Annotated in this window: 26 protein-coding genes and 3 tRNA genes; 9 read left to right on the forward strand and 20 right to left on the reverse strand. The window is 69.5% G+C overall.

Annotated elements, in window-relative coordinates:
- From rfaD to kdsA, 3 genes are read right to left on the reverse strand one after another with little or no spacing between them, the layout of a single operon-like run.
- Entirely contained in the window at positions 1-1002 is a 1002-nt protein-coding gene (gene rfaD, locus ACO2Q0_RS14550) for an ADP-glyceromanno-heptose 6-epimerase (protein WP_423352221.1), read from the reverse strand.
- Positions 999-2468 carry a D-glycero-beta-D-manno-heptose 1-phosphate adenylyltransferase gene (rfaE2, locus tag ACO2Q0_RS14555; protein ID WP_423352222.1) on the reverse strand — a complete coding sequence of 490 codons (1470 nt, stop codon included), beginning with the start codon at positions 2466-2468 and terminating at the stop codon, positions 999-1001. Before rfaE2 ends, rfaD begins: the two co-directional genes overlap by 4 nt.
- Positions 2469-2514: 46 nt before the next feature.
- Complete coding sequence (gene kdsA / locus ACO2Q0_RS14560; RefSeq protein ID WP_423352223.1) at positions 2515-3372, reverse strand: 3-deoxy-8-phosphooctulonate synthase; 858 nt, start codon at positions 3370-3372, stop codon at positions 2515-2517.
- 147 nt (positions 3373-3519) lie between these two features.
- Between kdsA and ACO2Q0_RS14565 the strand changes: the two genes are divergently transcribed.
- From ACO2Q0_RS14565 to ACO2Q0_RS14580, 4 genes are read left to right on the forward strand one after another with little or no spacing between them, the layout of a single operon-like run.
- Entirely contained in the window at positions 3520-4743 is a 1224-nt protein-coding gene (locus ACO2Q0_RS14565) for a class I SAM-dependent methyltransferase (RefSeq protein WP_423352224.1), read from the forward strand.
- Between the two features lie 47 nt (positions 4744-4790).
- Positions 4791-5792, forward strand: coding sequence for a cysteine synthase A (locus ACO2Q0_RS14570; protein WP_423352225.1), 1002 nt, complete (start codon positions 4791-4793; stop codon positions 5790-5792).
- Between the two features lie 5 nt (positions 5793-5797).
- Entirely contained in the window at positions 5798-6640 is an 843-nt protein-coding gene (gene sseA / locus ACO2Q0_RS14575) for a 3-mercaptopyruvate sulfurtransferase (RefSeq protein ID WP_423352226.1), read from the forward strand.
- Positions 6641-6655: 15 nt separating this feature from the next.
- Entirely contained in the window at positions 6656-7132 is a 477-nt protein-coding gene (locus ACO2Q0_RS14580; protein WP_423352227.1) for a GNAT family N-acetyltransferase, read from the forward strand.
- Here the strand turns inward: ACO2Q0_RS14580 and ACO2Q0_RS14585 are convergent.
- Entirely contained in the window at positions 7129-8226 is a 1098-nt protein-coding gene (locus ACO2Q0_RS14585; RefSeq protein ID WP_423352228.1) for an amino acid ABC transporter substrate-binding protein, read from the reverse strand. The two genes, ACO2Q0_RS14580 and ACO2Q0_RS14585, sit on opposite strands and share 4 nt — an antisense overlap.
- A gap of 83 nt (positions 8227-8309) precedes the next feature.
- Between ACO2Q0_RS14585 and metC the strand changes: the two genes are divergently transcribed.
- From metC to ACO2Q0_RS14605, 4 genes are all read left to right on the forward strand, one after another.
- The gene (metC, locus tag ACO2Q0_RS14590; RefSeq protein ID WP_423352229.1) at positions 8310-9497 is read left to right on the forward strand and encodes a cystathionine beta-lyase; all 1188 of its coding nucleotides are present in this window, start codon (positions 8310-8312) and stop codon (positions 9495-9497) included.
- A gap of 65 nt (positions 9498-9562) precedes the next feature.
- The gene (locus ACO2Q0_RS14595; protein WP_423352230.1) at positions 9563-10552 is read left to right on the forward strand and encodes an SDR family oxidoreductase; all 990 of its coding nucleotides are present in this window, start codon (positions 9563-9565) and stop codon (positions 10550-10552) included.
- 76 nt (positions 10553-10628) lie between these two features.
- Complete coding sequence (locus tag ACO2Q0_RS14600; RefSeq protein WP_423352231.1) at positions 10629-11435, forward strand: kinase; 807 nt, start codon at positions 10629-10631, stop codon at positions 11433-11435.
- Positions 11432-12841 (forward strand): NAD-dependent succinate-semialdehyde dehydrogenase, encoded by a 1410-nt coding sequence (locus ACO2Q0_RS14605; protein ID WP_423352232.1) that lies wholly within the window; start codon positions 11432-11434, stop codon positions 12839-12841. The genes ACO2Q0_RS14600 and ACO2Q0_RS14605 overlap by 4 nt, the downstream gene beginning before the upstream one ends.
- Here ACO2Q0_RS14605 and ACO2Q0_RS14610 read toward each other — a convergent pair.
- The 15 genes from ACO2Q0_RS14610 to ACO2Q0_RS14680 form a co-directional block, all read right to left on the reverse strand.
- Positions 12792-13595, reverse strand: coding sequence for a pseudouridine synthase (locus tag ACO2Q0_RS14610; protein WP_423352233.1), 804 nt, complete (start codon positions 13593-13595; stop codon positions 12792-12794). The genes ACO2Q0_RS14605 and ACO2Q0_RS14610 overlap by 50 nt on opposite strands.
- A 49-nt stretch (positions 13596-13644) precedes the next feature.
- Complete coding sequence (locus tag ACO2Q0_RS14615; protein WP_257838335.1) at positions 13645-13845, reverse strand: hypothetical protein; 201 nt, start codon at positions 13843-13845, stop codon at positions 13645-13647.
- A gap of 99 nt (positions 13846-13944) precedes the next feature.
- Positions 13945-14433 carry an OsmC family protein gene (locus ACO2Q0_RS14620; RefSeq protein ID WP_423352234.1) on the reverse strand — a complete coding sequence of 163 codons (489 nt, stop codon included), beginning with the start codon at positions 14431-14433 and terminating at the stop codon, positions 13945-13947.
- A gap of 236 nt (positions 14434-14669) precedes the next feature.
- Positions 14670-14746, reverse strand: a tRNA-Arg gene (locus ACO2Q0_RS14625).
- A gap of 16 nt (positions 14747-14762) precedes the next feature.
- Entirely contained in the window at positions 14763-15071 is a 309-nt protein-coding gene (locus ACO2Q0_RS14630; RefSeq protein WP_423352235.1) for an ETC complex I subunit, read from the reverse strand.
- A 37-nt stretch (positions 15072-15108) separates the two neighbouring features.
- A tRNA-Pro gene (locus ACO2Q0_RS14635) sits at positions 15109-15185 on the reverse strand.
- A gap of 60 nt (positions 15186-15245) precedes the next feature.
- Positions 15246-15671 carry a PaaI family thioesterase gene (locus tag ACO2Q0_RS14640; RefSeq protein ID WP_423352236.1) on the reverse strand — a complete coding sequence of 142 codons (426 nt, stop codon included), beginning with the start codon at positions 15669-15671 and terminating at the stop codon, positions 15246-15248.
- Entirely contained in the window at positions 15664-16173 is a 510-nt protein-coding gene (locus ACO2Q0_RS14645; RefSeq protein WP_423352237.1) for a DUF192 domain-containing protein, read from the reverse strand. Before ACO2Q0_RS14645 ends, ACO2Q0_RS14640 begins: the two co-directional genes overlap by 8 nt.
- A gap of 22 nt (positions 16174-16195) precedes the next feature.
- Complete coding sequence (locus ACO2Q0_RS14650; RefSeq protein ID WP_423352238.1) at positions 16196-16783, reverse strand: cold-shock protein; 588 nt, start codon at positions 16781-16783, stop codon at positions 16196-16198.
- A 141-nt stretch (positions 16784-16924) separates the two neighbouring features.
- Positions 16925-16999: transfer RNA gene (locus tag ACO2Q0_RS14655), tRNA-Glu, on the reverse strand.
- 62 nt (positions 17000-17061) lie between these two features.
- The gene (gene recJ, locus ACO2Q0_RS14660) at positions 17062-18852 is read right to left on the reverse strand and encodes a single-stranded-DNA-specific exonuclease RecJ (protein ID WP_423352239.1); all 1791 of its coding nucleotides are present in this window, start codon (positions 18850-18852) and stop codon (positions 17062-17064) included.
- Positions 18853-18929: 77 nt separating this feature from the next.
- Entirely contained in the window at positions 18930-19883 is a 954-nt protein-coding gene (gene glpX / locus ACO2Q0_RS14665; RefSeq protein WP_423352240.1) for a class II fructose-bisphosphatase, read from the reverse strand.
- Between the two features lie 61 nt (positions 19884-19944).
- Positions 19945-21231, reverse strand: coding sequence for a homoserine dehydrogenase (locus ACO2Q0_RS14670; RefSeq protein WP_423352241.1), 1287 nt, complete (start codon positions 21229-21231; stop codon positions 19945-19947).
- Positions 21232-22452, reverse strand: coding sequence for an LL-diaminopimelate aminotransferase (locus tag ACO2Q0_RS14675; RefSeq protein WP_423352242.1), 1221 nt, complete (start codon positions 22450-22452; stop codon positions 21232-21234). It abuts the gene before it with no gap.
- Between the two features lie 121 nt (positions 22453-22573).
- Positions 22574-23017: a hypothetical protein gene (locus ACO2Q0_RS14680; RefSeq protein WP_423352243.1), complete on the reverse strand. Its 444-nt coding sequence runs from the start codon at positions 23015-23017 to the stop codon at positions 22574-22576.
- A gap of 78 nt (positions 23018-23095) precedes the next feature.
- Here ACO2Q0_RS14680 and phaC point away from each other — a divergent pair, with 78 nt between their 5' ends.
- Entirely contained in the window at positions 23096-25006 is a 1911-nt protein-coding gene (gene phaC / locus ACO2Q0_RS14685; protein ID WP_423352244.1) for a class I poly(R)-hydroxyalkanoic acid synthase, read from the forward strand.
- On the opposite strand, the gene ACO2Q0_RS14690 is transcribed toward phaC, so the two are convergent.
- The gene (locus ACO2Q0_RS14690; RefSeq protein ID WP_423352245.1) at positions 25003-26199 is read right to left on the reverse strand and encodes a tetratricopeptide repeat protein; all 1197 of its coding nucleotides are present in this window, start codon (positions 26197-26199) and stop codon (positions 25003-25005) included. The two genes, phaC and ACO2Q0_RS14690, sit on opposite strands and share 4 nt — an antisense overlap.
- Positions 26200-26284 lie beyond the last annotated feature (85 nt).

A 26284-nucleotide genomic window follows, 5' to 3' on the forward strand; every position in this document is an offset into this window, starting at 1 on the left:
TCAGCGGTAGGGGTCCGGCTGACTGAGATAGCCGCCGACGTAGTCGCCGATGCCCGCCTCCAGCGAGGTCATCTGGCCGGGATAGCCAGCCTCGAACAGCCGCTCCATCCGCGCTTCGGTGAAGTACTGGTACTTGTCGCGGATGGCCGGCGGCATCGGCGTGTACTCGATCTGCGCGTCCTTGCCGGCAGCCTCGAAGACGTTGCGGGCCATCTCCTCGAACGTCCGCGCCTGGCCGCTGCCCAGGTTGAAGATGCCGTTCACCCGCGGGTTGTCGAGCAGCCAGCGGGTGACGTCGGCGGCGTCGCGCACATAGACGAAGTCGCGCTTCTGGCCGCCGTCCGGCACGTCGGGCCGGTAGCTCTTGAAGAGCTGGACGCTCTGGCCCGCCCGCACGTGCGGCCAGATCTGCGCCGCAACGGACTTCATCGCGTGTTTGTGCTCTTCGTTGGGCCCATAGACGTTGAAGAACTTCAGGCCCACCCACTGTGGCGGCGCATAGTCCCGCCGGGCCTGCCGGACCGCGAAGAGGTCGAACAGCGCCTTCGACCAGCCATAGGTGTTCAGTGGCCGCAGCTTCGCCAGCGCCTCGTAGTCGTTGTCGTCCTCGAAGCCGTGCTCGCCCGCCCCATAGGTCGCCGCCGAGCTCGCATAGATCAGCCGCCGCTGGCGGTCGGCGCACCAGCGGAACAGGTCGCGGCTGAGCGTGAAGTTCGAATGGATGATCTTGTCCGCGTCGGGCTCGGTCGTGGACGAAACCGCGGCCATGTGGACCACCATCTCCACGTCGCGCCAGCGCTTCTCCAGCCAGTCGAACATGTCCTCCGGCGCCACGAAGTCGCCGATCGGGTGCTTGGCGATGTTGCGCCACTTGCCGAGCTCGGCCTCGCGCAGCCGATCGCAGACAACCACGTCCAGGTCGCGATCCTCAGCCAGCTTGGCCACCAGGTTCGAGCCGATGAAGCCCGCGCCGCCGGTGACGAAGACGATCCTGCGGCTCATGTCGGTTCTTTCTTCATCCGGGCGATGGCCGAGGTCGTGGAATAGCCGTCGACCAAGGCCGCCAGCTTCACCTCGCCGCCCCAGGCCCTCACCTGCTCGCCGCCCACCACCTGCTCTTCGGAATAGTCGGCGCCCTTGATCAGCACGTCCGGTCTCGCGGCCTCGATGAGAGCGAGCGGCGTCAGTTCCTCGAAGGGGGCCACGAGGTCGACGCTCTGCAGGCCGGCCAGAACGAGGGCGCGGCTCTCCAGGTCGTTCACCGGCCGCCCCTCGCCCTTCAGCGCCCTCACCGATGCGTCGGAGTTGAGCCCGACGATCAGCCGGTCGCACCAGGCCTTGGCCTGCGTCAGGTACGCGACGTGACCGCGGTGCAGGATGTCGAAGCAGCCGTTGGTGAAGCCCACTCGCAGGCCTTGGGCGCGCCAGCGTGCGACCTCCTCGACCATCCTCTGCGGCGTGGCGATCTTGGCTTCGGCCGGCGCCATGTGCGCGGTCAGCACCGCTTCCACCAGTTCGTCCGGGCTGACCGTCGCCGTGCCGGCCTTGCCCACCGCCACGCCCGAGGCGAGCTGGGCGAAGGCGATGGCGACCTCGAGGCCGGCTTCCGCCGCCAGCGCTAGCCCCAATGCGGCGAGCGCGGTGTCTCCCGCGCCCGAAGCGTCGAATACCTCCCGCGCTACGGTGACGAAGTGCCGGACGGGTTCGCCGCGCAACGCCAGCGACACGCCCTTTCCGCCCCGGGTCACCAGCACGCCCTTGGCGGGCCAGAGCTCCAGCGCCCGGCTCAGGGCCGCCTCCACCTGGACGTCGGTCTCGGCCGGCATATCGGTGGCGTGCGACAGCTCCAGCGCGTTCGGCTTGATCAGGTCGACCTCGCCGTAACGGGCGAAGGAGCGGGCCTTGGAATCCACGACCACCTTCGCGCCCGTCGCGGCGGCGGCTTCGCGGCAAGCGGCGATGACGGCGTCGGTCACCACGCCCTTGCCGTAGTCGGACAGCAGGATCACCCCCGCCCCGTCGGCCGCATCGCGGATGGTGCGCACCAGCCGCTGCTCGCAATCGCCGTCGACGGGGCGGCTTTCTTCCAGGTCCACCCGCAACAGCTGCTGGCCGCCGGAGACGAAGCGGGTCTTGAGCGTTGTCGGGCGCGAGGCGTCGGTGACGAGATAGCCCTCGATGGCGGCTTCCTCGCCCACCAGGCGGGAGGCCTCATGTCCGTCGGCGTCGCCGCCGACCAGTCCCACCAGCGCGACTGAGCCGCCCAGGGCCGCCACGTTGCGGGCCACGTTCCCGGCCGCGCCCAGCATGACGATCTCGTGGCTGCGGGCCATGACCGGGATCGGGGCCTCGGGCGAGATGCGGCTCACCGCTCCATAGACGAAACGGTCCACCATGAGGTCGCCCACGCAGGCGACCCGCTTGCCCGGGACGTCGCCCAGTAGATGCTGGAGTGCGGCCAGATCCATGGCTTCGAGGGTGTGCGGCGCGTTGGGCCCAGGGTCAAGACGGCCGTCAGGCCGCCCGGGCCACCTCATGCAGCGTCTTCAGCTTCGCCAGCAGCGCCTCGGCCCCGTCCAGCGGCAGGCAGCTCGGCGCATCGCACAGGGCCTTGTCGGGGTCGGGGTGGAACTCGAGGAACACGCCGTCCGCCCCTGAGACGACCGCAGCCTTGGCAATCGTCGCGACGCCCTCGCGACGCCCGCCGGTTGACGCGCCGCCGGTCCGTGGGTCCGCCCCAGGCAGCTGCACCGCATGGGTCGCGTCGATGGTCACGGGCACGCCGAGCTTCTTCATCTCCCCGATGCCCAGCATGTCGACCACCAGGTTGTTGTAGCCGAACGACGCCCCGCGTTCGCACAGGATGGTGATGTCGGCGCCGTCTACCGCCTCCTTCACCTTCGAGACGATGTTCTTCGCGTCCCAGGGGGCCAGGAACTGGCCCTTCTTGACGTGCAGCAGTCCGCCCGCAGCGTGGATGGCCCGCGCCGACGCCACCACCAGGTCGGTCTGGCGGCACAGGAAAGCCGGGATCTGAAGCAGGTCGATCACCTCGGCGAGCGGCCGCGCCTGGTCCGGCTCGTGGATGTCGGTCGCGAGCGGCACGCCCACCTGCTCCTTCACCGCCTTGAGCATCTTCAGGCCTGCGTCCAGGCCGGGCCCCCGATAGCTGGCGATCGACGAGCGGTTCGCCTTGTCGAAGCTCGCCTTGAACACATACGGCAGGTCCAGACCATCGCAGACCGCTTTCAGGTGGCGGGCCGTCTCCAGCGCCAGGGTCTCGTCTTCCAGCACGTTCAGCCCCGCGATGACGGTCAGCGGCTGGCCATCGCCGATGGCGAGGTTCCAGTGATCGAGCTTCAGGACGGCCATGGCGTCTCCTTCCGGCGGCGGGCGCGCCTAAGTGGCCCGGCCCTGCGCCCGCCGCAAGCCCGTCCGATCCGGAGGGCGACACCGCGATTCGCATCTTGTAGTTGATCGGTGTTATCTTGACCGTAACCTTCGAGAGGGAAGCGGACCATGAGCCTGGCGATGAGCCTGGATCGTGTGGTGCAGGAGCTCGACGGCGCGCCCGCCGCGTTTCAAGCGGCCGCCCGCATCATCGCCCGCAACTGGCGCGCGGGCGTGCTCATCTTCGTTCTGCCGGACGGCCGTGAGCTGAGGCTTCAGGCGGACCTGCCGGGTCCCGAAGGCCGCCTGGTCGTCCGCGACTTCCGATTCATGGCCCGAGTCCTGGCCTCGGGCGACATCGGCTTCGCCGAGGGTTACATGGCCGGCGAATGGGAGACCCCCGACCTCTCCAGCCTACTCGAGGTCCTCGCTCTCAATTTCACGAACATGGATCGGGTCGCCACGGGCAATCCGCTGGTCTCGGCCGTGCACTTCGTCCAGCACCTCCTGCGATCCAACACCCGCTCGGGCTCGAAGAAGAACATCCACGCCCACTATGATCTCGGGAACGCCTTCTATTCCCGCTGGCTCGATCCGACGATGACCTACTCCTCGGCGCGCTTCGCCAAGCCCGGCGAGCCGCTGTCCGAGGCCCAGAAGCGCAAATACCGCACCCTGGCCGAGAGCATGGACCTGAAGCCCGGCCACCACGTGCTGGAGATCGGCTGCGGCTGGGGCGGCTTCGCGGAATATGCTGCGCGCGAGGTGGGCGCCCGGGTGACGGGGATCACCATCTCCCAGGAGCAGTACGATTTCGCCCGCGAGCGCATGTTCAGGGCGGGCCTTGCCGAGCGCGCCGACATCCGGCTCGTGGACTATCGCGACGTTGACGGCCAGTTCGACCGCGTCGCATCCATCGAGATGTTCGAGGCCGTCGGCGAGCGCTATTGGCCCACCTACTTCGGCAAGATTCGCGAGAGCCTCGCGCTCGGAGGCCGCGCCGGCCTCCAGATCATCACCATCCGCGACGAGCTGTTCGACCGTTATCGCCGCCGCGCCGACTTCATCCAGAAGTACATCTTCCCGGGCGGGATGCTGCCGTCGGAAGCGCGTCTGAGGGCCGAGATCGAGCGGGCCGGCCTGGCCTGGGCCGGCGTCTCGCGCTTCGGCCAGCATTATGCCGACACCCTGGCCGAGTGGGCGCGCCGCTTCGAAGGGGCCTGGGACGATATCCGGCGTCTCGGTTTCGACGAGCGCTTCCGGAAGCTCTGGCGCTTCTACCTGTCGTACTGCGAGGCCGGGTTCCGCACCGCCCGCACCGACGTCGTTCAGCTCAGCTTGTCCCGGGCTTAAGGCTTTCTGGCCTGTCGAAACGCGCTTCGCTTGCCTAAGTAGCGCCCATGCAAGTCGCCAACAGCGTCCTCGACCTGATCGGGAACACGCCCCTCCTCCGCCTTCGCCGCGCCAGCGAAATGACGGGCTGCGAAATCCTCGCCAAGGCCGAGTTCATGAATCCCGGCCAGTCGGTGAAGGATCGCGCCGCCCTGTTCATCATCCGCGACGCCGAGCGGAAGGGCCTGCTGCGGCCGGGCGGCCGCATCGTCGAGGGCACGGCCGGCAACACCGGCATCGGCCTGGCCATGGTCGGCAAGGCGCTGGGCTACAAGTGCACGATCGTCATCCCGCGGACCCAGAGCCAGGAGAAGAAGGACGCCATCCGCCTCTACGGCGCCGAACTGGTCGAGGTCGACGCCGTCCCCTATGCCAACGAGAACAACTATGTGAAGTATTCCGGACGCTTGGCGGCGGAACTTGACGCGAAGGAGCCGGCCGGCGCGGTCTGGGCCAACCAGTTCGACAACGTCGCCAACCGGCAGGCCCACGTCCACGGCACCGGCCCGGAGATCTGGCGGCAGACCGACGGCAAGGTGGACGGCTTCATCTGCGCGGTGGGCTCGGGCGGCACCCTGGCCGGCGTCGCCGAGGCGCTGCGCGCCCAAAAGCCCGACGTCGCGATCGGCCTGGCCGATCCCCACGGCGCGGCGCTCTACAGCTACTATACCGACGGGGAGCTGAAGGCCGAAGGCGGCTCCATCAGCGAAGGCATCGGCCAGGGCCGCATCACCGCCAACCTCGAAGGCCTTAAGATCGACCGCGCCTACCGCATCTCGGACGAGGAGATGCTGCTCGCCATCTACGACCTCATGGAGTTCGAGGGCTTGGTGATGGGCGGCTCCACCGGCATCAACGTCGCCGGCGCGATCCGCATGGCGAAGGACCTCGGGCCGGGCCACACCATCGTCACCGTGCTCTGCGACCACGGCCAGCGCTATCAGTCCAAGATCTTCAATCCCGCGTTCCTGCGCGAGCGGGGCCTGCCCGCGCCGTCCTGGCTGGAGTAGCGCACATGCCCGACCCAATGGTCTCCACCGCGTGGCTGGAACCGCGCCTCTACGATCCGGACGTGCGCATCGTGGACGCCAGCTGGTTCATGCCGGACGATCCGCGCACGGGCCGCAGCTCCTACGACGAGGCGCACATTCCCGGTGCGGTCTTCTTCGACATCGATGCGGTCGCCGACATCGCCACCGACCTGCCCCACATGCTGCCCTCCCCCGACGCCTTCGCGGCGGAAGCCGGCGCCCTGGGGCTGAGCCGGGATGCGACCATCGTGGTCTATGACGCCCTGGGCTTGTTCTCGGCGCCTCGCGTCTGGTGGTCGCTGCGCGCGATGGGCTTTCCGAAGGTCTTCGTCCTCGATGGCGGCCTGAAGGTGTGGCAGGCCGAGGGCCGACCGGTCGTCAGCGAGGCGTCGGCGCCCTCGCCTGTCGCCGTAGACGCCGCCTTTCGCCCTGAACTGGTCCGCGATCTTGCGGCCGTGCAGGCCCACCTCGCCGCCGGCGACGCCCAGCTCCTCGACGCCCGCGCCGGCCCGCGCTTCCGCGGCGAGGCGCCCGAACCGCGGCCTGGGCTGCGCTCGGGGCACATGCCCGGCGCCTGCAACCTGCCCTGGGGCGAGATCGTCAACGCCGACGGCACGCTGAAGTCCGAAGGCGAGCTCAAGCTGGCGTTCGAGGGCGCGGGCGTCGACCTCGCCCGTCCCATCGTCACCACTTGCGGCTCGGGCGTCAGTGCAGCCCTGCTGGCCCTTGGTCTCGCCCGGCTCGGCCGCGAGGATGTCGCGGTCTACGACGGCTCGTGGACCGAGTGGGGCGGCCGTCCCGACACGGCCGTGGTCACGGGAGCCTGATCCATCGAAATCCGCTTGGCCGTCGAGGCCGACCTCCAGCATCTGCCGCGCATCGAGCGCTCGGCGGCCCAGGCTTTCCAGGGACGCGATGTGCCGGCGTTCCTGCTCACCCACGCCTCGCCCGCTGAGGCGTGGCGCCCGCAGCTCGAGGCCGGAACGCTCTGGGTCTCCGAGGCTGACGGCGCCCTGCTCGCCTTCCTTGCCGCGACGGCTGACGGCGACCGTCTCCACATTGACGAGGTGGACGTCGACCAACCGGCTCAGGGCCGCGGTCTGGGACGTCGTCTCATGGCCCACGCCATCGGCTGGGCCATGAAGCGCGGCCTCGCCCAGGTGACGCTCACGACCTTTCGGAACGTGCCCTGGAACGGGCCTTTTTACGCATCGCTCGGGTTCATGGAGGACGACCGTCTGCCTGCGCTGCAGGAGATCCTCCGGGCCGAGGCCGAGAAGGGCCTTTCCGATCGGTGCGCGATGGTGAAGCCGCTCTAGCGGACCGGCGGGGCGTACATCAGCCCAGGCTTGGGCGCGTTCCACAGCGCGTTGAGGCCGCGGTCCAGCTTCAGGGCCGAGTCCGCGCCGAGATCCCTTCGGAACAGTTCGTGATAGGCCCCCACCTGCCGGATCGCTTCATAGGCCCACTCCGGCTTCAGGCCGAGCAACGCCCCCAGATCGCCCTCGACGCCCAGCAGCCGGCGCGTCTCCGGGTCGGTCGCCGTCTCGCGCGCCTGCTCCACCGTGCGCGAGTTCAGGCCCAGCTCTTCGGCGAGCACCAGAGCCCGCACCGTCCAGGCGACGATGTCGGCCCAGGCGGGATCGTCCTGCCGCACGACGGGCCCCAGCGGCTCCTTGGAGATCACGTTCGGCAGGATCTCGTGGGCGCCCGGGTTGCTGAGCAGCGAGCGGGATGCGGCCAGCGCCGAGATATCCGCGCTGAAGGCGTCGCAGCCGTCGCTTTCGTAGCGTTCACGGGCTTCCGCCTCCGTCGCCACCACCACGGGCGTGTAGCGGATGCCCCTGGTCCGGAAAAAGTCGGCCAGGTTGGCTTCGCTGGCCGTCCCCGCCTGCACGCAGATGCGTGCGCCGCCGAGCTCCTCCGCGCTGGCGATTCCGAGGGCCCGTGAGGCGAGAAAACCCTGCCCGTCGTAATAGGTCGTCGCCGGGAAGCTGAGCCCGAGGCCTGCGTCCCGCGAGAGCGTGAGAGAGGTGTTCCGCGACAGCACGTCGATCCGCCCGGCCTTCAGGGCCGCGAAACGGTCGCCGCCGTCGATCGTCGTGAACCGCACCTTGGACGCATCGCCCAGCACGGCCGCGGCGATGGCCCGGCAGACGTCGACGTCGAAGCCTCGCCATTCGCCGCGCGCATCCTTGAGCGCGAAGCCCGGCAACGCAGGATGGACGCCGCATTCCAGTTGGCCGCGCGCCTGGACGGCTTTCAGGGTCGGGCTGGGCGTCGCCGCATAGGCCGTGGCCGCGCTCCGGGCGGCCTTCGGCTGCGGCGCGGCGGGCGCGGGTTCCGGCGTCGGCCGGACGTCGCAGCTCGCCAGCAACAGGGTCATGACGGCGATCGGCGCCAGCCGGATCATCCCTGCTCCTTGAATCGGGGGAACGCGGAGGGTCTAAGTGCGACAGGCACTTTCGCCAGCGTCGCCCAAGGCCGCAACCCCGCATGTCCTCCGGCCTCCCGCCCGGCCAGTCCGACCAGACCCGCCTGATCCATGCCGGCGCCGAAGCGCGGCCGCTCAGCCGCACGGTGGGGCCGCCGGTGCAGAGAGGCTCGACGGTGCTGCTGCCGGACGCCGCCTCCCTCTATGACGAGGACCACTGCGTCACCTACGGCCGCGCCGGCCTTGCCGCCCAGGACGCGCTGAAGGACGCCCTCGCCGCAATGGAAGGCGCCGTCGGCGTCAGCCTCTATCCTTCCGGCCTGTCCGCGATTTCCGGGGCGCTCCTTGCGGTGCTGAAAGCCGGCGACGAGCTGCTGGTCGTGGACAGCATCTACAAGCCCGTCCGCCGGTTCTGCGATGAGGTGCTCGGGCGCTTCGGGGTGACCGTCAGCTACTACGACCCCCTCGTCGAGCCTGAACGCCTGGTTGGCGAAGCGTCAGGGGCGGCGCGGCTGATCCTGATGGAGAGCCCGGGCTCGCTCACCTTCGAGATGCAGGACGTTCCGCACATCGCCGCCCTGGCTCGCGAGCGCGGGATCCTCACCGCCATCGACAACACCTGGGCCGCGGGCCTCCTGTTCCGCCCGCTGGAGCACGGCGTCGACCTCTCGCTCCAGGCGCTCACCAAGTATGTCGGCGGCCATTCGGACGTGTTCATGGGGTCTGCGGCCTCGCGCGACCCTGCTCTGGTGCGCAAGGTCGACGACGGCGTCCACCACCTGGGCTGGTCGGTTTCCGGTGACGACGCCTATCTGATGTTGCGCGGCCTGCGCACCCTGCCGACCCGCCTCGCCGCCCAGGGCCAAGCCGGCGTTCAGCTGGCGGCTTGGCTGAAGGACCAGCCCGAGGTGGGCGAAGTGCTCCATCCCGCCTTGTCCAGCGCGCCCGGTCATGAGCTGTGGGCGCGCGACTACAAGGGCGCCTGCGGGCTCTTCGGCTTTACGCTCCGGCCGGCGCCGCAGGCGGCGGTGGAAGCCTTCCTCGACGCTCTGGAGGTCTTCGGCCTGGGCTTCTCTTGGGGCGGCTTCGAGAGCCTGGCGATCTGGTGCGATCCGCAACTCAAGAGTCGCCGCTTCCGGCGCGATCTGGGCGGTCCGCTGATCCGCCTCCACATCGGCCTCGAGGCGTCCGACGACCTGGTCGCCGATCTCCGCCGCGGACTCGACGCCTACGCGAAACTCGCCGGCTGACCGGAACCTCGGCCGCCCTCCCGGATTGCTCGCACCGAGCCATCCAGCCAGAGGAGACGGACCTCATGAGCGAGCCCAACAACGAGCACGCGCGCGACGCCGAACAGGTCGCCGACCACGAACGCGAGATCCAGGACCGGATTGAGGCCAAGGAGGCCCGGTCATTCCAGCCCAAGGGCGAGGATGATGCGCCGCCCCAGACCGGCGCCCGCGAATACCCCGTGCCGCCCCTGCCCCGCGAGAGCCTCGAAAAGCCGGGCCACGAGACCGACCTGTCGCTGAAGCCGATGTGGGACGCGCCCTACTACAAGGGCTCGGGCAAGCTGGAGGGCATGGCCGCCATCGTCACGGGCGGCGACAGCGGCATCGGCCGCGCCGTCGCCGTGCTGTTTGCGCGCGAGGGCGCCGACGTGGCCATCGCCTATCTCGAGGAGCATGAGGACGCGAAGATCACTCAGCAAGCCATTGAAAAGGAAGGACGACGCGCCATCCTGATCCCCGGCGACGTGGCCGATCCGGCCTACTGCGAAGCCGCCGTGCAGAAGACCCTGGAGGCGTTCGGCAAGCTCGACATCCTGGTGAACAACGCCGCCTTCCAGATGCACGCGAAGTCCATCGAGGACATCGAGTACGACCACTTCGACCGCACCCTGAAGACCAACCTCTACGGCTACTTCAACATGGCCAAGGCGGCAGTCCCGCACCTGAAGGCCGGCGGCTCCATCGTGAACTGCGGCTCGGTCACCGGCCTCGAAGGCTCGAAGGAACTGCTCGACTATTCGATGACCAAGGGCGGCATCCACGCCTTCACCCGCTCGCTGGCGGGCAATCTGATCAAGAAGGGCGTCCGCGTGAACGCCGTCGCGCCGGGGCCGGTCTGGACGCCGCTCAATCCTGCCGACAAGCCGGACAAGACGCCGGAATTCGGCAAGGACACGCCGATGGGCCGCCCGGCCCAGCCGGAGGAGCTGGCGCCGGCTTTCGTCTTCCTGGCGTCGCCCCAGACGGCCAGCTACATCACGGGCGAGATCCTGCCGGTGATCGGCGGCTACTAGAGGCGGACGAACGATCCCGGACTGGCTCGAACCGTTCCTGGCGGCGGAGCGCCTGCCGCAGGCCTTCGCCGAAACGGTGGAGCGGGTCTGCCGGCCCCTCGCCGACGGCGCGTCGCGCCTGGCCGATGTGCGGGGCGCAGCGCTCGTCGGGCTCTGCGGCGCTCAAGGCTCGGGCAAGTCGACCATCGCCGCCGCGACCGTGAAGCTGCTGCGGGACCAGGGCCGCTCGGCCGTCGCCCTTTCGCTCGACGACCTCTACCTCGGCCGCGAGGCGCGCGCCTGGCTGGCGAGCCAGGTCCATCCCCTTCTCGCCACCCGCGGCCCGCCGGGCACTCACGACGTGGCCGTCGCCTGCGGGGTGCTCGACGCTCTCACCCGGCCCGGCTCAGTCGCCCTGCCCGCGTTCGACAAGGCGACCGACGAGCGGCGGCCGAAGTCCGATTGGCGAAGCGTCGAGGGGCCGGTCGAGATCATCATCTTCGAAGGCTGGTGCGTCGGCGCGCTGCCTCAATCCGACGGCGACCTCGCGCGGCCGGTCAATACGCTGGAGGCCGAGGAGGACCCCGACGGCGTCTGGCGCGGCTACGTGAACCGGCAGCTCGGCGGCCCATACCAGGCGCTGTTCGGCCGCCTCGACCTCCTCGCCTTCCTCCAGGCTCCCGGCTTCGAAGTGGTCGCCGGCTGGCGCGCCGAGCAGGAGGCCAAGCTTCGCGAGCGCACCGGGCGCGGCATGAGCGACGCGGATGTCGAGCGCTTCGTCCAGTTGTATGAGCGTCTTACCCGCTGGCTCCTGGCGGAGCTGCCGTCGCGCGCCGATATCGTCTTCGAGCTCGACGCCGCCCGCCGCGTCCAGTGCGTCCGCGTTTCCGGAGATTTCGCATGACCGAGCGCCCCAGCTTCCAGACCGTCGATCCCGCCACGGGACAGCCCGGCAAACGCTACGACGGGCACACTCCGGCCGAAGCGCTCGAAATCGCCCGCGCCGCCGGCCGCGCCTTCGACGGCTGGCGGACCACGCCCTTCGCCGAGCGCGCCCGCCTGATGCGCGCCGCCGGCCAGGTGCTCCGCGATCGCAAGGACGAGCTGGCCGAGCTGATGTGCGCCGAGATGGGCAAGACCCTCGCCGACGGCCGCGCCGAGGTCGAGAAATGCGCCACGGCCTGCGACTGGTTCGCCGAGCACGGCGCCGCCTATCTTGCCGACGAGGACGTGGAATTCCCCGGCGCGCACCGCGCCAAGGTCGTCTATCGCCCCATCGGAACGGTGCTGGCGGTGATGCCCTGGAATTTTCCGTTGTGGCAGGTCTTCCGCTTCGCCTGCCCGGCCCTGATGGCCGGCAACACCGGCGTCCTGAAGCACGCCTCCAACGTTCCCGGCTCGGCGCTCGCCATCGAGGATGTGTTCAAGGTCTCGGGCTTCCCCGCCAACGTCTTCCGCACGGTGCTGGTCCCCGCGTCCGGCGTCCAGGCGCTGATCGAGGACCCCTCTATCGCCGCCGTCAGCCTGACCGGCAGCGTCGAGGCCGGCCGCAAGGTCGCCGCCCAGACCGGCGCGGTGCTGAAGAAGTGCGTCCTCGAGCTGGGCGGCAGCGATGCCTACCTGGTCCTGGATGACGCCGACATCGACGCCGCCGCCAGGACCGCGGCCGCCGCCCGCATGGTCAATGCTGGCCAGAGCTGCATCGCCGGCAAGCGGTTCATCGTCCTGGCCTCTGTACGCGAGGCGTTCGAACAGGCCCTGGTGCGCGAGATGGAAGGCTACGCGATGGGCGATCCGCGCGCCGACGACACAAAGCTCGGTCCGCTCGTCCGCGTCGCCGACCGCGATGGCGTCCACGATCAGGTCCGGCGCAGCGTTGAGGCGGGCGCCCGCCTGCTGACCGGCGGCGAGGTCCCCGATAGGCCGGGCGCCTGGTACCCGGCCACCGTGCTCGCCGGCGTGAAGCCCGGCATGGCGGCCTACGACGAAGAGGTCTTCGGCCCGGTCGCCGCCGTGATCGAGGCCCAGGACGAGGCCGACGCCATCCGGATCGCCAACGACAGCGAGTTCGGCCTGGGCTCCGGCGTGCTGACCGGCGACCTCGCCCGCGGCGAACGCCTGGCATCCGACGCCCTGGAGGCCGGCATGAGCTTCGTAAACCAGAACGTCCGCTCGGACGTCCGCCTGCCGTTCGGCGGCGTGAAACACTCGGGCTACGGCCGCGAACTCACCCGGTTCGGGATCCGCGAATTCGTGAACATCAAGTCCGTCGTGGTGGCGAAGGAGCCGTCTTCGGACCGGATGGAATAGACGCCCGGATCATCGCCTCGCGCTCGTCCGCCGTCAGCAGCCGCCAGCGCCCCTCCGGCAAGTCTCCCAGCTTCAGCGGCCCGATTCGCACGCGCAGCAGGTCGACCACGCGCAGGCCGACCAGGTCGCACATCCGCCGGATCTGCCGCTTGCGGCCCTCCTTCAGCACGAAGCGCAGGGTGGCGCCTTCGACGACCGTCACCTTGGCTGGCTTGAGCTTGCGGCCGTCCAGCTCCAGGCCGTGCCGCAGGCGGGCGAGCTTGCGCTCATCCACCTGCCCGGCCACCCGGACGACGTACTCCTTGTCGAGATCGCTCTCGGGGCCGATGATCGCCTTCGCCAGCACCCCGTCGTCGGACAGGATCAGCAGGCCCCGGCTGTCTTCGTCGAGCCGACCCAAGGGCGGCAGGCTGGCGTTGGACGCGGGCGCCTCGCCCGTCCCGACCAGGTTCGACCTGGTCAGCAGCCGCACCGCCGGCGTGTGGCCGGGCTCCGGCTGGCCCGAGACATAGCCCACCGGCTTGTTCAGCACCGCGGTAAAGCCCGCGAGCGCCTGGGCCGCGCGATCGGCCAGGGTGAGCGTCTGTCCGGGAAGGATCTTGCGGCCGGCGTCGGTCACCGTCTCGCCGTCGATGCTGACCAGCCCGTCGGCGATCAGCGCCTCGGCCTCACGCCGGGAACACACGCCGCTCTGGGCGAGCCACTTGTTCACCCGCTGCGGTTCGGGCGCGTCGTATCGGCGGGTCCAGGCCATGCCCGTCTGTAGGAGGCTGGCCCGCCTCGGGGCAAGCGTCAGCCGTCAGCTAGCCCTGCGCCAGCCAGGCGGTGATGTAGGCGTGCGTCTTGCGCGCCAGCTCGGATGGCCCGGAGAAATAGAACTCGCTGCCGAACCAGCCCCGCTTTTCGCTCCAGCGGATCGGGCCGGTGTCCTCGCCCTCCAATACCTGGCGCAGCTTCTGCCGCTTGGCGCGCGGCACGAAGGACACATAGGTCGCATCGCTCATGGCAGGCTTCCTCGTCTCACCCGACCTTAGCGAAGCGCAGGTGAGTCTGCGGCGCTCACATGGCGAATGGTGAAGGTTCCTCGCCGATTTTCCTGGGGATCAATCGGCGCAGGCCTCTTCCATGGCCTGCATATGACCGAGACCCGAGCGCTCCAGCGCGGCGAGATCCGGCGGTGCGGCCATGACGGTGATGATCTCGGAGCCGCCTTCGAGCGTCTTGTGCACCGGGCAGCGGTCGGCAATCTCCATCAGCCGGCGGCGCTGCTCGTCGTCCAGCGCCCCTTCCAGCGTGACCTCCCGGGCGAAACAGTCCTTGGCCGCCGGCGTGCGCGAATGGAGCACGCGCACCGTGGCGCGCCTCAGCGGCCAGCCCTTGCGCTCCGCATAGAGACGCAAGGTCATCGCCGTGCAGGCGCCCAGGGCCGAGGCCAGCAGGTCGTACGGGTTCGGGCCCGAGCCCAGGCCGCCCACCTCCGGCGGTTCGTCCGCCAGGAACACCGCCCCGCCGGCCAAGACCTCCACCTGGAACTTGCCGACCCCTGTCTCGGTCACGGTCACGGCGTCGGGATCGGCGTCAGGCTGGGTCATGGCGGGTCCTTTGACAAAGCTCCGGATCCCGCCTCGTTACGCCATCGCGACGTTGAACCCAATTCGCCTGGGACGGTTCTTCCCCGGCTGGCGTCCATGCCGCCCGCGGGGAAGCTATGACCTGTCGAGCCCAAAAGCCCCCCGCGAGACCAAAGGCGGCGGCCGGGACGGCGGGACGGCGCTCGCGACCTTCGTCCCCGCCTCGTTCCTGGTGGTGAGCTGGCTTCGCTAGAGGGTGGCGCGCCCGGCAGGATTCGAACCTGCGACCACATGCTTAGAAGGCACGTGCTCTATCCAGCTGAGCTACGGGCGCTCACTCGACCCAGCGATCAGTGGGTCCAGGGGATTTTCCGCCCGAAGGCGAAGTTGTCGGCGTAGGCCTTGATGATCCGCTTGGCGGGCTTGGGGTCGACGAGCTGGAAGGCGATCCCGTGCTGCTCGGCATAGCGCACGGCGTCGTCCTTGGTGTCGAAGGTCAGCCGGACCTGGCTGCTCTCGGTATCCGAGGTCTGGGTCCAGCCCATCAGCGGGTCGGGCCGGCGCGCGGCCTTGGGCTCGAACTCGAGCACCCAATCCGTGGTCTTGGCGCGCCCCGACTGCATGGCGGTCTTGGACGGGCGGAAGATGCGCGCGAGCATGCGTCTGATCCCAGATCCTCTAACTTCGTCCCGACGCTGGTCGGGGCGGCAGGATTTGAACCTGCGACCCTCTGCTCCCAAAGCAGATGCGCTACCAGGCTGCGCTACGCCCCGGAGGCGTCGGAGGCCCTGCAATATGGGCGTTTCGGAATTTCCGCAAACGCCAAGGCGATCTCAGCCGCGTCTGGCCATCAGCTTGAACACGCCCGACGCCCGGACCACGTCGACGCCGCGCGAGCGCGCCACGCCTTCGGCGAAGCCGATGTCCTTGGTGGCGCGTGTCATCCGCGCCTCGCCCACCACCCATTCGCCCAGCCTTGCCATGTGCAGGAAGTCGGTCGAGAGGTGGATCGTCATCGCCACCTGCCGGGTGCCCCGCCCCACCGCCATCGCCAGCAGGCCGTCCATGAAGGCGCTCAGCATGCCGCCGTGGACGAGGCCCAGACCGTTGGCGTGCCTCGGCAGGGCGTAGAACGCCTGGCCGACCGTGTCAGGGTCGCCGCCGACCCGATGGAAATAGGGGCCGTTATGCGTCGAGAAGGGGCCGCGCAGCTCGGAGGCGACGAAGCCCTCGGGCGGCTCCGGAATCTGGTCATCCACCGGCGATGACCCGATGCTGCACCCGGTCTCCAGGCAGCAGGCCGATCTGCGCCGCCCGGCCTGCGGCCAGCTCCAGCACGAACTGCGCGGGCGCAGCCGACGGCAACGGCGCCTCGTTCAGCGGCTGGGCGTTCCGCACCACCGAGACGACCCGCCCGTCGGAGCCGATGTAGATGATGTCCAGCGGGATCAGGGTGTTCCGCATCCAGAACGCCTGGTAATCGGCCCGTGCGAAGGCGAACAGCATGCCGCGGTCGGCCGCGAGCGCCTTGCGGCACATCAGGCCGTACTCGCGCTCCCTCGGGCTGTCGGCGAGCTCCACCGAAAACTTGAACGCGCCCTTGGGCGTCGTCACCGTCAGCGGCTGCAGCGGCTTGAGTTCGGGCTGCCCCTTGCAGTTCGCGGGGTTCTGGCGCGGCAGCTGGGCATGCGCCGCGCCGCTGGCCGATAATGCGATTGCAGCGGCCAGCAGAAAGCGCCGGCCGATCGTTCCTCGACTCAAAGGAAAAGCTCCGAAGCGGTCGTCAGGCCAGACTAGACGCTTCGATCTCGGCCACAACAAGACCCTTGGGGCCCTCGGCGAACCGCACCATCACGTTTTCGCCCGGCTGGAGGTCCTCCATGCCCGAGCGACGCAGCGTCTCGATGTGCACGAAGATGTCGCCGGGCTGGCTGTCACGCACGACGAAGCCATACCCTTTGGCGCGGTTGAACCACTTCACCTTGGCATGCTCGAGCGGGCCGGTCGCCTCCAGCGCCCGGCGCACGGATCGCGTCCCAGCGAGGCCGACACCGTCGCCTCGCCGGCTCGAGCCTTCGGTGCGCGGCCGCTCAGGCGTTGCGGTGCTCTCGTCCAGCGACAGCACCTCCGCCACCTGCCAGCCCTTCGGCCGGCGGACGACGTCGCAGGTGATCATGGAGCCTTCCAGGCAGTGCTCACGGCCCGAGCTGCGCAGGCTGGTCACGTGCAGCAAGACGTCCTTCAGGTCTGTCTGACCCGGATCGTCGGGAACGATGAAGCCGTAGCCCTTCCCTGCGTCGAACCATTTGACGCGGCCGGTGATCCGCACTGGCGCGAGCGCGTCCACCTGCTCGAATTCCAAACCAGTCATCCGCCCCTCGGCCCCATCTCCCCGATATATTTGGACGGGCCGACTATAACACTGTTCTCGTAACAGCGTGGGCGTCAATGGTGAATCGCGCGACCGCGAAGGGCTTAGCCCTTGTCTCTGCTCGTTTTGGAGGAGATCGCGTGGCAGTCCCTAGGGGAGTCGAACCCCTCTCTCCAGGTTGAAAACCTGGCGTCCTAACCGATAGACGAAGGGACCGCGGTCGCGAGAGGCGGCTCTATAGCGGCCTTCGTTTTGGGGCGCAAGCGGCCGAAACACACTTATGTGCGGCGCGGATCGGCGACGTCCTCGATCTCGAGTTCGACGCTCTCGCGGCCCTGCCAGTCGTCGGGCTTTAGCCGCCCGGCGACATGGACCGCCCCGCCCTCTTGCAGCAGGCGCTTGCCGGCCTCGGTGTCGGCCATCCGCCAGGCCACGGCCTTCAGCTTGCCGCCCGATCCGTCGGTCAGGGTGCAGCGGACATGCCCGCCTTTCAGCGCCATCGGCCGCTCGATACGCACGTCGGCGGCGGCGAACGTCGGCTCCGGGTTGCCCGGCCCGAACGGCGCGAGCCGCTGGAACTCGGTCCATAGCGCGCGGTCGCAGCCGCGAGCCGTCACCAGGGCGTCGATCTCCAGCCCGTCCTCCGCGGCGGCCACCGCTTGTTCGTCCGCCAGCCGTTCGCAGAGGAAGGCGCGCAGTTCGGGAATCGCCTCGGGCCGCACCGACAGCCCGGCCGCCATGGCGTGTCCACCCCCGGCCAGCAGCAGGCCCTCTTCATAAGCCGCCTGCACCGCCTGGCCGAGGTTCACCCCCGGCTGTGAACGTCCAGAACCCTTGCCGACATTGGCCGCCCGGTCGACGCCGATCACGATGCAGGGCTTGCGATAGCGCTCGCGTAGACGACCGGCGACGATGCCGATGACGCCGGGGTGCCAGTCGTCCTGCGCCACCACTAGGCACGGCGCGTCGGCCTCGTTGCTCTGGCTCTCGATCCAGCTCACGGCGGCCTCGAGGACCTCGGCCTCCACCTGCTTGCGCGACGCGTTCAGACCGTCCAACTCGGCGGCCAGCGCCGCGGCCTCGTCGATATTGTCCGTCGACAGAAGGCGGGCGCCGAGGTCGGAGCGCCCGATGCGCCCGCCGGCGTTGATCCTGGGCCCCAGCAGGAAGCCCACGTGGAAGGCCGACGCCGCGCCCGTGGCCTTGGAGACGTCCCGCAGCGCCTGCAGGCCGGGGTTCTTCCAGCCGGACATCACCCTCAGCCCCTGGGCCGTCAGCGCGCGGTTGAAGCCGGTCAGCCGCGTCACGTCGCAGATCGCGCCCATGGCGGCGAGGTCGAGCCACGCCCGCAGGTCCGGCTCCTGCCCCAGTCCACGCCGGCGCGTTTCCCGGTTGAGCGCAGCCAGCAGCACGAAGGTGACACCCGCCGCCGCCAAGTGCCCCTGCCCCGAGCCGCAGTCGGGCCGGTTCGGATTGACGAGGGCTTCGACCTTCGGCGCCTCGCCGGGGCGCATCAGGTGGTGGTCGATCACCACGACGGGCAGGCCGATCTCCGTGGCGCAGGCCAGCGCGTCGTGCGCTGCGGCTCCGCAGTCGACGGTGACGACCAGCTCGGCCCCCTCGGCCTTCAGCCGCCGGAACGCCGCCGGAGACGGGCCATAGCCCTCGGTGATGCGGTCGGGGACATAGATGGCGATCTCGTGGCCCATGGCCCGGTACCAGCGCACCAGCAGCGCCGCCGAGGAGGCGCCGTCCACGTCATAGTCGGCGAACACCACGATCCGGCGCTTCGCCTCGAGCGCGCTCACCAGGATCTCGGCGGCGCGGTCCATGTCGGCGAAGGCCGACGGGTCGGGAAAGAGCGCCTTGAGGGTCGGGTTGAGGTAATCGCCGCCCTGGCCGTCCGCGATGCCGCGCGACGCGAGAGCCCGCGCCAGCGGCTCCGAAAGGCCCAGGGAGAGCTGATGGCGACGGGTCAGGTCGGCACAGGCCGGCCGCTCGCGCCAGGCGCGGCCGGACAGCGAGCGGGAAACCCCGAGATAGCCCAACTGTCCGCCGCCGTCCGCCATGCTAGCACTATCCGCCGCCGGCGGCTGAGTCGCCAGCCGCGGCAGGGTCGCAGGCGCTTACGTCAGGATCAGACGCCTCAGACCGGGCGCTTCATCCGCACGTCGCGCACCGTCTGCGAAGCACTGTCCATCACCAGGGTGTGGGTGTGGACATGGCCGCCCGCGAAACGCACGCCGTCCAGCAGCGCGCCCTTGGTCACGCCCGTGGCCGCGAAGATCGCGTCGGCGCGCACCATCTCGTGCAGGTCGTACTTTTTGTCGAGGTCGGTGATCCCCACGCGCGCCGCGCGCGCCCGCTCATCGGCGTTGCGGAAGACGAGCCGGCCCTGGAACTGGCCGCCGACGCACTTCAGCGCCGCGCAGGCCAGCACGCCTTCAGGCGCCCCGCCCTGCCCCACATAGAGGTCGATGCCGGTCTCGGGGTCCGTGGTGTTGATCACGCCGGCCACGTCGCCGTCGGTGATCAGGTGCACCCGCGCGCCGACCGAGCGCACCGAGGCGATGATGTCGGCGTGACGCGGACGGTCCAGGACGCAGACGGTGATCTCTTCGGGGCTGACGCCCTTCGCCTTGGCGAGCGCCTGCACGTTCTCGGCCGGGGTCCTGTCGAGGTCGATGACGCCGGCCGGATAGCCGGGGCCGCAGGCGATCTTGTCCATATAGGTGTCGGGCGCGTTCAGCAGCGTGCCCTTCGGCGCCCAGGCCATCACCGCGCAGGCGTTGGCCATGGCCTTCGCCGTCAGCGTCGTGCCTTCCAGCGGGTCGAGCGCGATGTCGATCTTCGCGCCTTTGCCCTTGCCGACCTTCTCGCCGATGTAGAGCATCGGCGCCTCGTCGCGCTCCCCCTCGCCGATCACGATCTCGCCGTCGATGTCGAGGTCGTTCAGCGCCGTGCGCATGGCGTCCACGGCGGCCTGGTCGGCGGCCTTCTCGTCGCCGCGGCCCACCAGCTTCCACGCCGCGATGGCCGCGATCTCGGTCACCCGCGCGGCGTCCAGCACCAGCCCGCGGTCCAGCCCTTCAGAACTCATTCCGTAGCGTCTCCAGCCTCTTGGCGAAGCGGCTTAGCGGAAGGCGGCCGCGCCGTCAGCCTCAGATGCGGGCGATACGCAACATTCTCGGCGTCTCGATCACCGCCGGAAGCTCGGCGATGCGTCCGATGGCGGCGGTGAGCACGGATTCGGCGACGGCGTGGGTCGTCAGCACGATCGGAACGCCGCTGGCGTTCTCCACCGGCTTCTGCAGGAAGCTCTCGATCGAAACCCCCGCCTCCGCCAGGGTTTCGGACACAGCCGCGATCACCCCCGGTTCGTCCTTCACCAGGAAGCGCAGATAGGCGCGGCTGAGGCTCTTCGACGGATCCACCGGCTCGAACGGCCTGAGGGTGCCAGCCGGCGCCTGGAAGACCGGCCGGACCGCGCCGGCCATCACGTCGGCGATGTCGGCGGCCACCGCCGCGGCGGTCGGACCGGCCCCGGCGCCCGCGCCCTGGACGAAGATCCGCCCCACGCGCGCGCCCTCGATGAACAGCGCGTTGAGCGCTCCGCCCGCCTGGGCGAGCGGATGGTTGAGCGGCGCGAGCGACGGATGCACCCGCACGAGCACGCCATCCGCAGAACGGTCGGCCGAGGCCACCAGCTTAATCCGGTAGCCCAGGTCGCGGGCCATGTGGATGTCCAGCAGGTCGACCTGGTCGATGCCCTCGATCTCGGCGGCCGCGTAGTTGGGCGCGCAGCCGAAGGCCAGGGCGGCGAGGATGCTGATCTTGTGGGCGGCGTCGAACCCGCCGACGTCCATGGTCGGATCGACCTCGGCGTAGCCCAGCCGCTGGGCCTCCGCCAGGACCTCGGCGAACGAGCGGCCGGTCGCCTCCATCTCGGTCAGGATGTAGTTGCAGGTGCCGTTGAGGATGCCGGCCACCGACTTGATGTCGTCGCCGACCAGGGCCTCGCGGATCATCTTCACGGCCGGCGTGCCGCCCATGACCGCGGCCTCGAACAGGAGCGGCGCACCCTTGGCCTCGGCCAGCGCGGCGAGTTCCGCCCCGTGCTCGGCGATCAGCGCCTTGTTGGCCGTCACGACCGGCTTGCCGGCATTCAGCGCCGCTTCGACGGCCGCCTTGGCTGGGCCATCCGAGCCGCCGATCAGTTCGACGAAGACGTCGGTCTCGTCCGACTGGGCCAGGGCCACCGGATCGTCGAACCACGCCAGGCTGGAGATGTCGAACGGCCTGGGCCGCGAGCGCGAGCGCGCGGACACGCCGCTGACCACGGCCCGCCCGCCGGCGGGGGCGAAGCCCGGCCGCTCGTCCAGGAACTTCAGCAGGCCGGCGCCGACCGTACCCAGGCCCGCGACGCCGATACGCCAGGTTTTCGTCATCTATTGCGCTGCGAGCGCGTTGTGCGCCCGTCCCAGGATCTCGTCGGCGTTCGACAGGAACTTCTTCACGTTGCGAGCGGCCTGACGGATGCGCTGCTCGTTCTCCACGAGGCCGATCCGCACATAACCCTCGCCGTACTCGCCGAAGGCGATGCCCGGCGCCACGGCGACGCCCGCCTCCTCCACCAGCAGCTTGGAGAACAGCATGGAGCCGGCCTCCTTGTACTGTTCGGGCAGCGGCGCCCACGCGAACATCGAGGCCGGCGGGGCGGGAATGTCCCAGCCGGCGCGCTTCATGGCGTCGATCAGGGTGTCGCGGCGGCTTTTGTAGATCGCCCGAATCTCGTCGGCGCAGTCCTGCGGTCCGTTCAGGGCTGCGGCGGCCGCGACCTGGATCGGCGTATAGGCGCCGTAGTCGAGGTACGACTTCACCCGCGCCAGCGCCGCGCACATCCGCTCGTTGCCGACCACCATGCCGACCCGCCAGCCGGCCATGGCGTAGGTCTTCGACAACGAATTGACCTCGACGGCGATGTCCTTCGCCCCGTCCACCTGCAGGATCGACGGCGGCGGGTTGTTGTCGAAGTAGATCTCGGAATAGGCGATGTCCGACAGCACGAGCAGCTCGTGCTTCTTCGCCAGCGCGATGACCTCCCTATAGAAGTCGAGGTCCACCCACTGCGCCGTCGGGTTCGACGGATAGCTGACGATCAGCACGCTGGGCGGCGGCGCCGAGTGCTTCATCGCCCGGCTGATGCCCGAGAGGTATTCTTCCGGCGACGGAGCCGGCACGTGGCGGATGACGCCGCCGGCCATGATGAAGCCGTAGGCGTGGATCGGATAGGCCGGGTTCGGGCAGATGATCACGTCCCCCGGGGCCGTCAGGGCCTGGGCGAGGTTGGCGAAGCCTTCCTTCGACCCCAGCGTGGCGATCACCTCGGTGTCGGGGTTCAGCTTCACGCCGAACCGCTTGCCGTAGTAGCCGGCCATGGCCTTGCGCAGGCCGGAAATCCCCTTGGAGGCGGAATAGCGGCCGGCCTTCGGGTCGCGGGCGGTTTCGATCAGCTTGTCGACGATGTGCTTGGGCGTCGGCATGTCGGGATTGCCCATGCCGAAGTCGATGATGTCGACGCCCTGGCCGCGCAGGCGGCCCTTGATCTTGTTGACCTCCTCGAAGACGTAGGGAGGCAGGCGTCGGATGCGATGGAATTCAGGCGTCATGTTCGGAGGCTCTTGGCCGCACTAGCCCGTGCGGCTCGGGAGGAGCTGGGTACGGCATCGATAGACTCCGGGCCGGAGTCCGCCAAGCCGGGTTGCGGGAATTTTATGCCTCCGCGACGCCCTAGCGCGGCGGAGGCGGGGTAGCTCGTTCCCGAAGCTCGCGAGCAAACGCGTCCGAATCTTGCGCATTCGCCGGCGGCAGTTCCGGCCCGGCGTCGCGCCGCGCCTTGTCGGCGAAGGACTCGCTGTTCTGCAGCGTCCAGGTGCCGGGCTCGGTCGCACGGATCAGCTCGGCGCCAGCCAGCTTCACGGCTTCCGCCTCGCGGCCATAGAGGCCGACCGGGCGCAGGTCGTTGGGCGTGGCGGGAATGTCCCGGAAGCTGGGGTATCCCTGCCGGGCGTTCGCCACCTTGGCCACCTCGCCCGCCACCGGCGAGTTCGGATCCACCTTGGCGTCGACGAAGGGATTGGCCATGCACGCGGAGAGCATCGCCCCGGCCGCGCACAGGCTCAGGAGCCCGGCGGCTTGGCGGACGTTCACGAAAAGCGGGCGCGGCGCATTCATCTAAGTCACGCTCTTATGCGATGATCGTCCGGGGCGGAAGTCCATGAGAGACTTTCCTCCGCCAGGGAGATGCGGCCCATGAGTGAAGAGACCACGGTCAAAGGCAAGGGCAAGATCAAGAAGCCTCCGCTGCCCGAGGAGCCGCTGGCCCCGCCGCCGACGGCCGATGCCGGCCCGGCCGCCGATTCCCTCCCCTTCGATCCGGCTCACTTCACCGAGGAACAGCGGGCGCAGATCGAAAAGCTCTCCGGGAACCTGGCGCGAGCGGCGCTGGCCGCCCAGGGCGCCATCGCCGAGATGGCGCTGCGCCAGGCCGACCGCCCGGCGGCCCTGTCGCCCGACCCCTTCCACGTCACGCCGGCGCTGACCCAGGTGATGGGGCGCCTCGCGGCCCAGCCGGATCGGCTGATGCGGGCCCAGGCCGATCTCTTCAGCCGCTATCTGGAGCTCTGGCAGTCCGCTGCGCGCCGCGTCGCCGGCGAGCCGGTCGAGCCCGTCGTTCAGCCCGGCCGCGGCGACAAGCGCTTCACCGACCCGGACTGGACCGAGAACCCCGTGTTCGACGTCATCAAGCAGTCCTACCTGCTGACCTCCAACTGGCTGAACGGGCTGGTCGCCGAGGTCGATGGCGTGGATCCGATGGAGAAGCGCCGGGTCGAGTTCTTCATGAAGATGCTGACGGACGCCTTTTCGCCGTCGAACTTCCTGGCCTCCAATCCGGCGGCGCTGAAGGAGGTGATGACGACCGGCGGCGAAAGCCTGGTCAAGGGCATGGAGAACTTCGCGGCCGACCTCGCGCGCGGCGGCGGCCAGCTCTCGATCGCCCAGACCGACTACGAGCTCTTCAAGATCGGCGAGAACGTCGCCACCGCGCCGGGCAAGGTCGTCTTCCGCAACGAGATCATCGAGCTCATCCAGTACGCGCCCAGCACCGAGCAGGTGTTCGAGATCCCGCTCGTCATCTTCCCGCCCTGGATCAACAAGTTCTACATCCTCGACCTGCGGCCGGAGAACTCGATGATCCGCTGGCTCGCGGACCAGGGGATCACCGTCTTCGTCGCCTCGTGGGTGAACCCCACGCCCGAGCTCTCGACCAAGACGTTCGAGGACTACATGCGGCAGGGCATCTACGAAGGGACCGCCGCCGCCATGGAGCAGTGCGGCGTCTCCCACGTGAACGCCGTCGGCTACTGCATCGGCGGCACCCTGCTGTCGGCCGCCCTCGCCCACATGGCGGCCAAGGGCGTCCAGCCGATCGGCGCGGCCACCTTCTTCGCCGCCCAGCAGGACTTCTCCGAGGCCGGCGACCTCCTGCTCTTCACCAACGAGGAGTGGCTGAAGACGCTCGAGCAGAAGATGGACGAAGGCGGCGGGGTCCTGTCGGGCCAAGCCATGGCCGACACCTTCAACGCGCTCCGGGCCAACGACCTGATCTGGTCGTTCTTCGTCAACAACTACCTGCTCGGCCGCGAGCCCAAGCCGTTCGACCTGCTCTTCTGGAACTCCGACCAGACGCGGATGCCGAAGACTCTGCACCTCTTCTATCTCCGCCGCTTCTACGGCGACAACGCGCTGGCCAAGGGCGAGCTCGTCCTCGACGGGGTCAAGCTCGACCTCGGCGACGTGAAGATCCCGATCTATGTCCAGTCCTCGAAGGAGGACCACATCGCCCCCGCGCGGTCCGTCTACAAGGGCGCGAAGCTGTTCGGCGGACCGGTGACCTTCACCATGGCCGGCTCGGGCCATATCGCCGGCGTGATCAATGCGCCGGCCGCCAACAAGTACCAGCACTGGACCTGCGACGACCTCCCCGACACCCTGGAACAGTGGCAGGCCGGCGCCCGCGAGGCCGCCGGCTCCTGGTGGCCGCATTGGGTCGCTTGGCTGAAGGCGAAGTCCGGGGCGATGGTCCCTGCCCGCGATCCGGCCAATGGCCCGCTGAAGCCGCTCGGCGATGCGCCCGGCGACTATGTGAAGGTCAGGAGCTAGCGGTCTCGCCACGCGGCCACGAGGCCGGCCACCACGCTAGCCCAGTCGCCGTGCGCCCGCTGCCGGAACAGACGCGCGGTCGGATACCAGGGCGAATCAGCCCGGCCCTGCATCCAGCGCCAGTCGGTGTTGAACCACGGCAGCAGGATCCACACCGACTTGCCGAGCGCGCCGGCCAGATGTGCGGCGGCGGTGTCGACGCTGACGATCAGGTCCAGGCGCTGCATCTGGGCGGCCACGTCGGCGAAGTCGCCGCCCGCCGGGGGCGCAAGCTCGATCAGCTCAGCGCCGGCCTCGGCCAGCGGTCGCAGGATATCGAAGGACGGCAGCGACCGGTGCGGATTGGGCGTCGCGCGGCCCTGCCACATGACGCCCACGCCGCCGCGAGGGGCGAAGTCTCGCCACGCCGTGCGCCGGTCAGGCGGGGGCGCCAGATAAGGCGGTCGCGGCAGGGTCTCCAGCGTGACGCCCAGCCGGCCTGGGATCGACTGCAGCCACGTCCAGTAGTCGGGCTCGGTCAGCGCCATGGCGTGGGACCTCTCCACCACCCTGACGCCCATGCCCAGGTATAGGGCCACCAACTCCGGCGGCGCCACTAAGGTCACCTCCGCCCCACCCCGGACCAGCTCGGGCACGAACCGCGCGAACTGGATCTGATCGCCGAACCCCTGCTCGGGCCAGACCAGGATCGACCGTCCCTCCAGCGGCTCGCCCCGCCACTCGCGCGGGAACGGCGGCGCGTCGATGTGGGCTGCGCCCAGCTCGCGCCGGGCCTCGAACAGCGGCCAGCCCTCTGTGAGGTGCCCGCGGCCCAGGTGGATGTGGGCTAGGTCAAGCTTCGCGCGCCAGAGCTGCGGGTCCTGCCGCAGGGCCTCGACGTAGAGCCGCTCGGCCTCCTCCCAGCGCCCCGTCGCCTGGCTAAGGTTCCCCAGCCGATGCACGGCGGCGGTCATGCCCGGCTTCAGCCGGACCGCCTCACGCAGCGCCCGCTCGGCCTCCTCGTAGCGCTCCAGGCCCAGGAGCGCGGCGCCCAGGTTGAACCGCACCTCGGCGCTCCCCGGCGCGACCGCCGCGATCCGGCCCCAGAGCTCGGCCGCCTCCGCCAGACGTCCCGCGCTCTGTCGCGCCGTGGCCTCCTGCACGGCGGCCATGATGTTGGCCTGGGTGAGGCTGGCGAACGGATCGGTTGTCAAAGCGCGGCCCGCCCCTCCCCCACGAGGGCCCTAGGGTCTCCCCGGCCCAGTCGCAGGTGTCAAGCAACCCCCGTATCGGACGTTA

The organism is Phenylobacterium sp. VNQ135, from assembly GCF_049445735.1.
Classification (GTDB): Bacteria; Pseudomonadota; Alphaproteobacteria; order Caulobacterales; family Caulobacteraceae; genus Phenylobacterium.

Excerpts from the sequence above, each read along its gene's own strand:
- rfaD (WP_423352221.1), bottom strand. The coding sequence starts at position 1,002 with ATGAGCCGCAGGATCGTCTTCGTCACCGGCGGCGCGGGCTTCATCGGC.
- rfaE2 (WP_423352222.1), bottom strand. The coding sequence starts at position 2,468 with ATGGATCTGGCCGCACTCCAGCATCTACTGGGCGACGTCCCGGGCAAG.
- kdsA (WP_423352223.1), bottom strand. The coding sequence starts at position 3,372 with ATGGCCGTCCTGAAGCTCGATCACTGGAACCTCGCCATCGGCGATGGC.
- ACO2Q0_RS14565 (WP_423352224.1), top strand. The coding sequence starts at position 3,520 with ATGAGCCTGGCGATGAGCCTGGATCGTGTGGTGCAGGAGCTCGACGGC.
- ACO2Q0_RS14570 (WP_423352225.1), top strand. The coding sequence starts at position 4,791 with ATGCAAGTCGCCAACAGCGTCCTCGACCTGATCGGGAACACGCCCCTC.
- sseA (WP_423352226.1), top strand. The coding sequence starts at position 5,798 with ATGCCCGACCCAATGGTCTCCACCGCGTGGCTGGAACCGCGCCTCTAC.
- ACO2Q0_RS14585 (WP_423352228.1), bottom strand. The coding sequence starts at position 8,226 with ATGATCCGGCTGGCGCCGATCGCCGTCATGACCCTGTTGCTGGCGAGC.
- metC (WP_423352229.1), top strand. The coding sequence starts at position 8,310 with ATGTCCTCCGGCCTCCCGCCCGGCCAGTCCGACCAGACCCGCCTGATC.
- ACO2Q0_RS14595 (WP_423352230.1), top strand. The coding sequence starts at position 9,563 with ATGAGCGAGCCCAACAACGAGCACGCGCGCGACGCCGAACAGGTCGCC.
- ACO2Q0_RS14605 (WP_423352232.1), top strand. The coding sequence starts at position 11,432 with ATGACCGAGCGCCCCAGCTTCCAGACCGTCGATCCCGCCACGGGACAG.
- ACO2Q0_RS14610 (WP_423352233.1), bottom strand. The coding sequence starts at position 13,595 with ATGGCCTGGACCCGCCGATACGACGCGCCCGAACCGCAGCGGGTGAAC.
- ACO2Q0_RS14615 (WP_257838335.1), bottom strand. The coding sequence starts at position 13,845 with ATGAGCGATGCGACCTATGTGTCCTTCGTGCCGCGCGCCAAGCGGCAG.
- ACO2Q0_RS14620 (WP_423352234.1), bottom strand. The coding sequence starts at position 14,433 with ATGACCCAGCCTGACGCCGATCCCGACGCCGTGACCGTGACCGAGACA.
- ACO2Q0_RS14630 (WP_423352235.1), bottom strand. The coding sequence starts at position 15,071 with ATGCTCGCGCGCATCTTCCGCCCGTCCAAGACCGCCATGCAGTCGGGG.
- ACO2Q0_RS14650 (WP_423352238.1), bottom strand. The coding sequence starts at position 16,783 with ATGACTGGTTTGGAATTCGAGCAGGTGGACGCGCTCGCGCCAGTGCGG.
- recJ (WP_423352239.1), bottom strand. The coding sequence starts at position 18,852 with ATGGCGGACGGCGGCGGACAGTTGGGCTATCTCGGGGTTTCCCGCTCG.
- glpX (WP_423352240.1), bottom strand. The coding sequence starts at position 19,883 with ATGAGTTCTGAAGGGCTGGACCGCGGGCTGGTGCTGGACGCCGCGCGG.
- ACO2Q0_RS14670 (WP_423352241.1), bottom strand. The coding sequence starts at position 21,231 with ATGACGAAAACCTGGCGTATCGGCGTCGCGGGCCTGGGTACGGTCGGC.
- ACO2Q0_RS14675 (WP_423352242.1), bottom strand. The coding sequence starts at position 22,452 with ATGACGCCTGAATTCCATCGCATCCGACGCCTGCCTCCCTACGTCTTC.
- ACO2Q0_RS14680 (WP_423352243.1), bottom strand. The coding sequence starts at position 23,017 with ATGAATGCGCCGCGCCCGCTTTTCGTGAACGTCCGCCAAGCCGCCGGG.
- phaC (WP_423352244.1), top strand. The coding sequence starts at position 23,096 with ATGAGTGAAGAGACCACGGTCAAAGGCAAGGGCAAGATCAAGAAGCCT.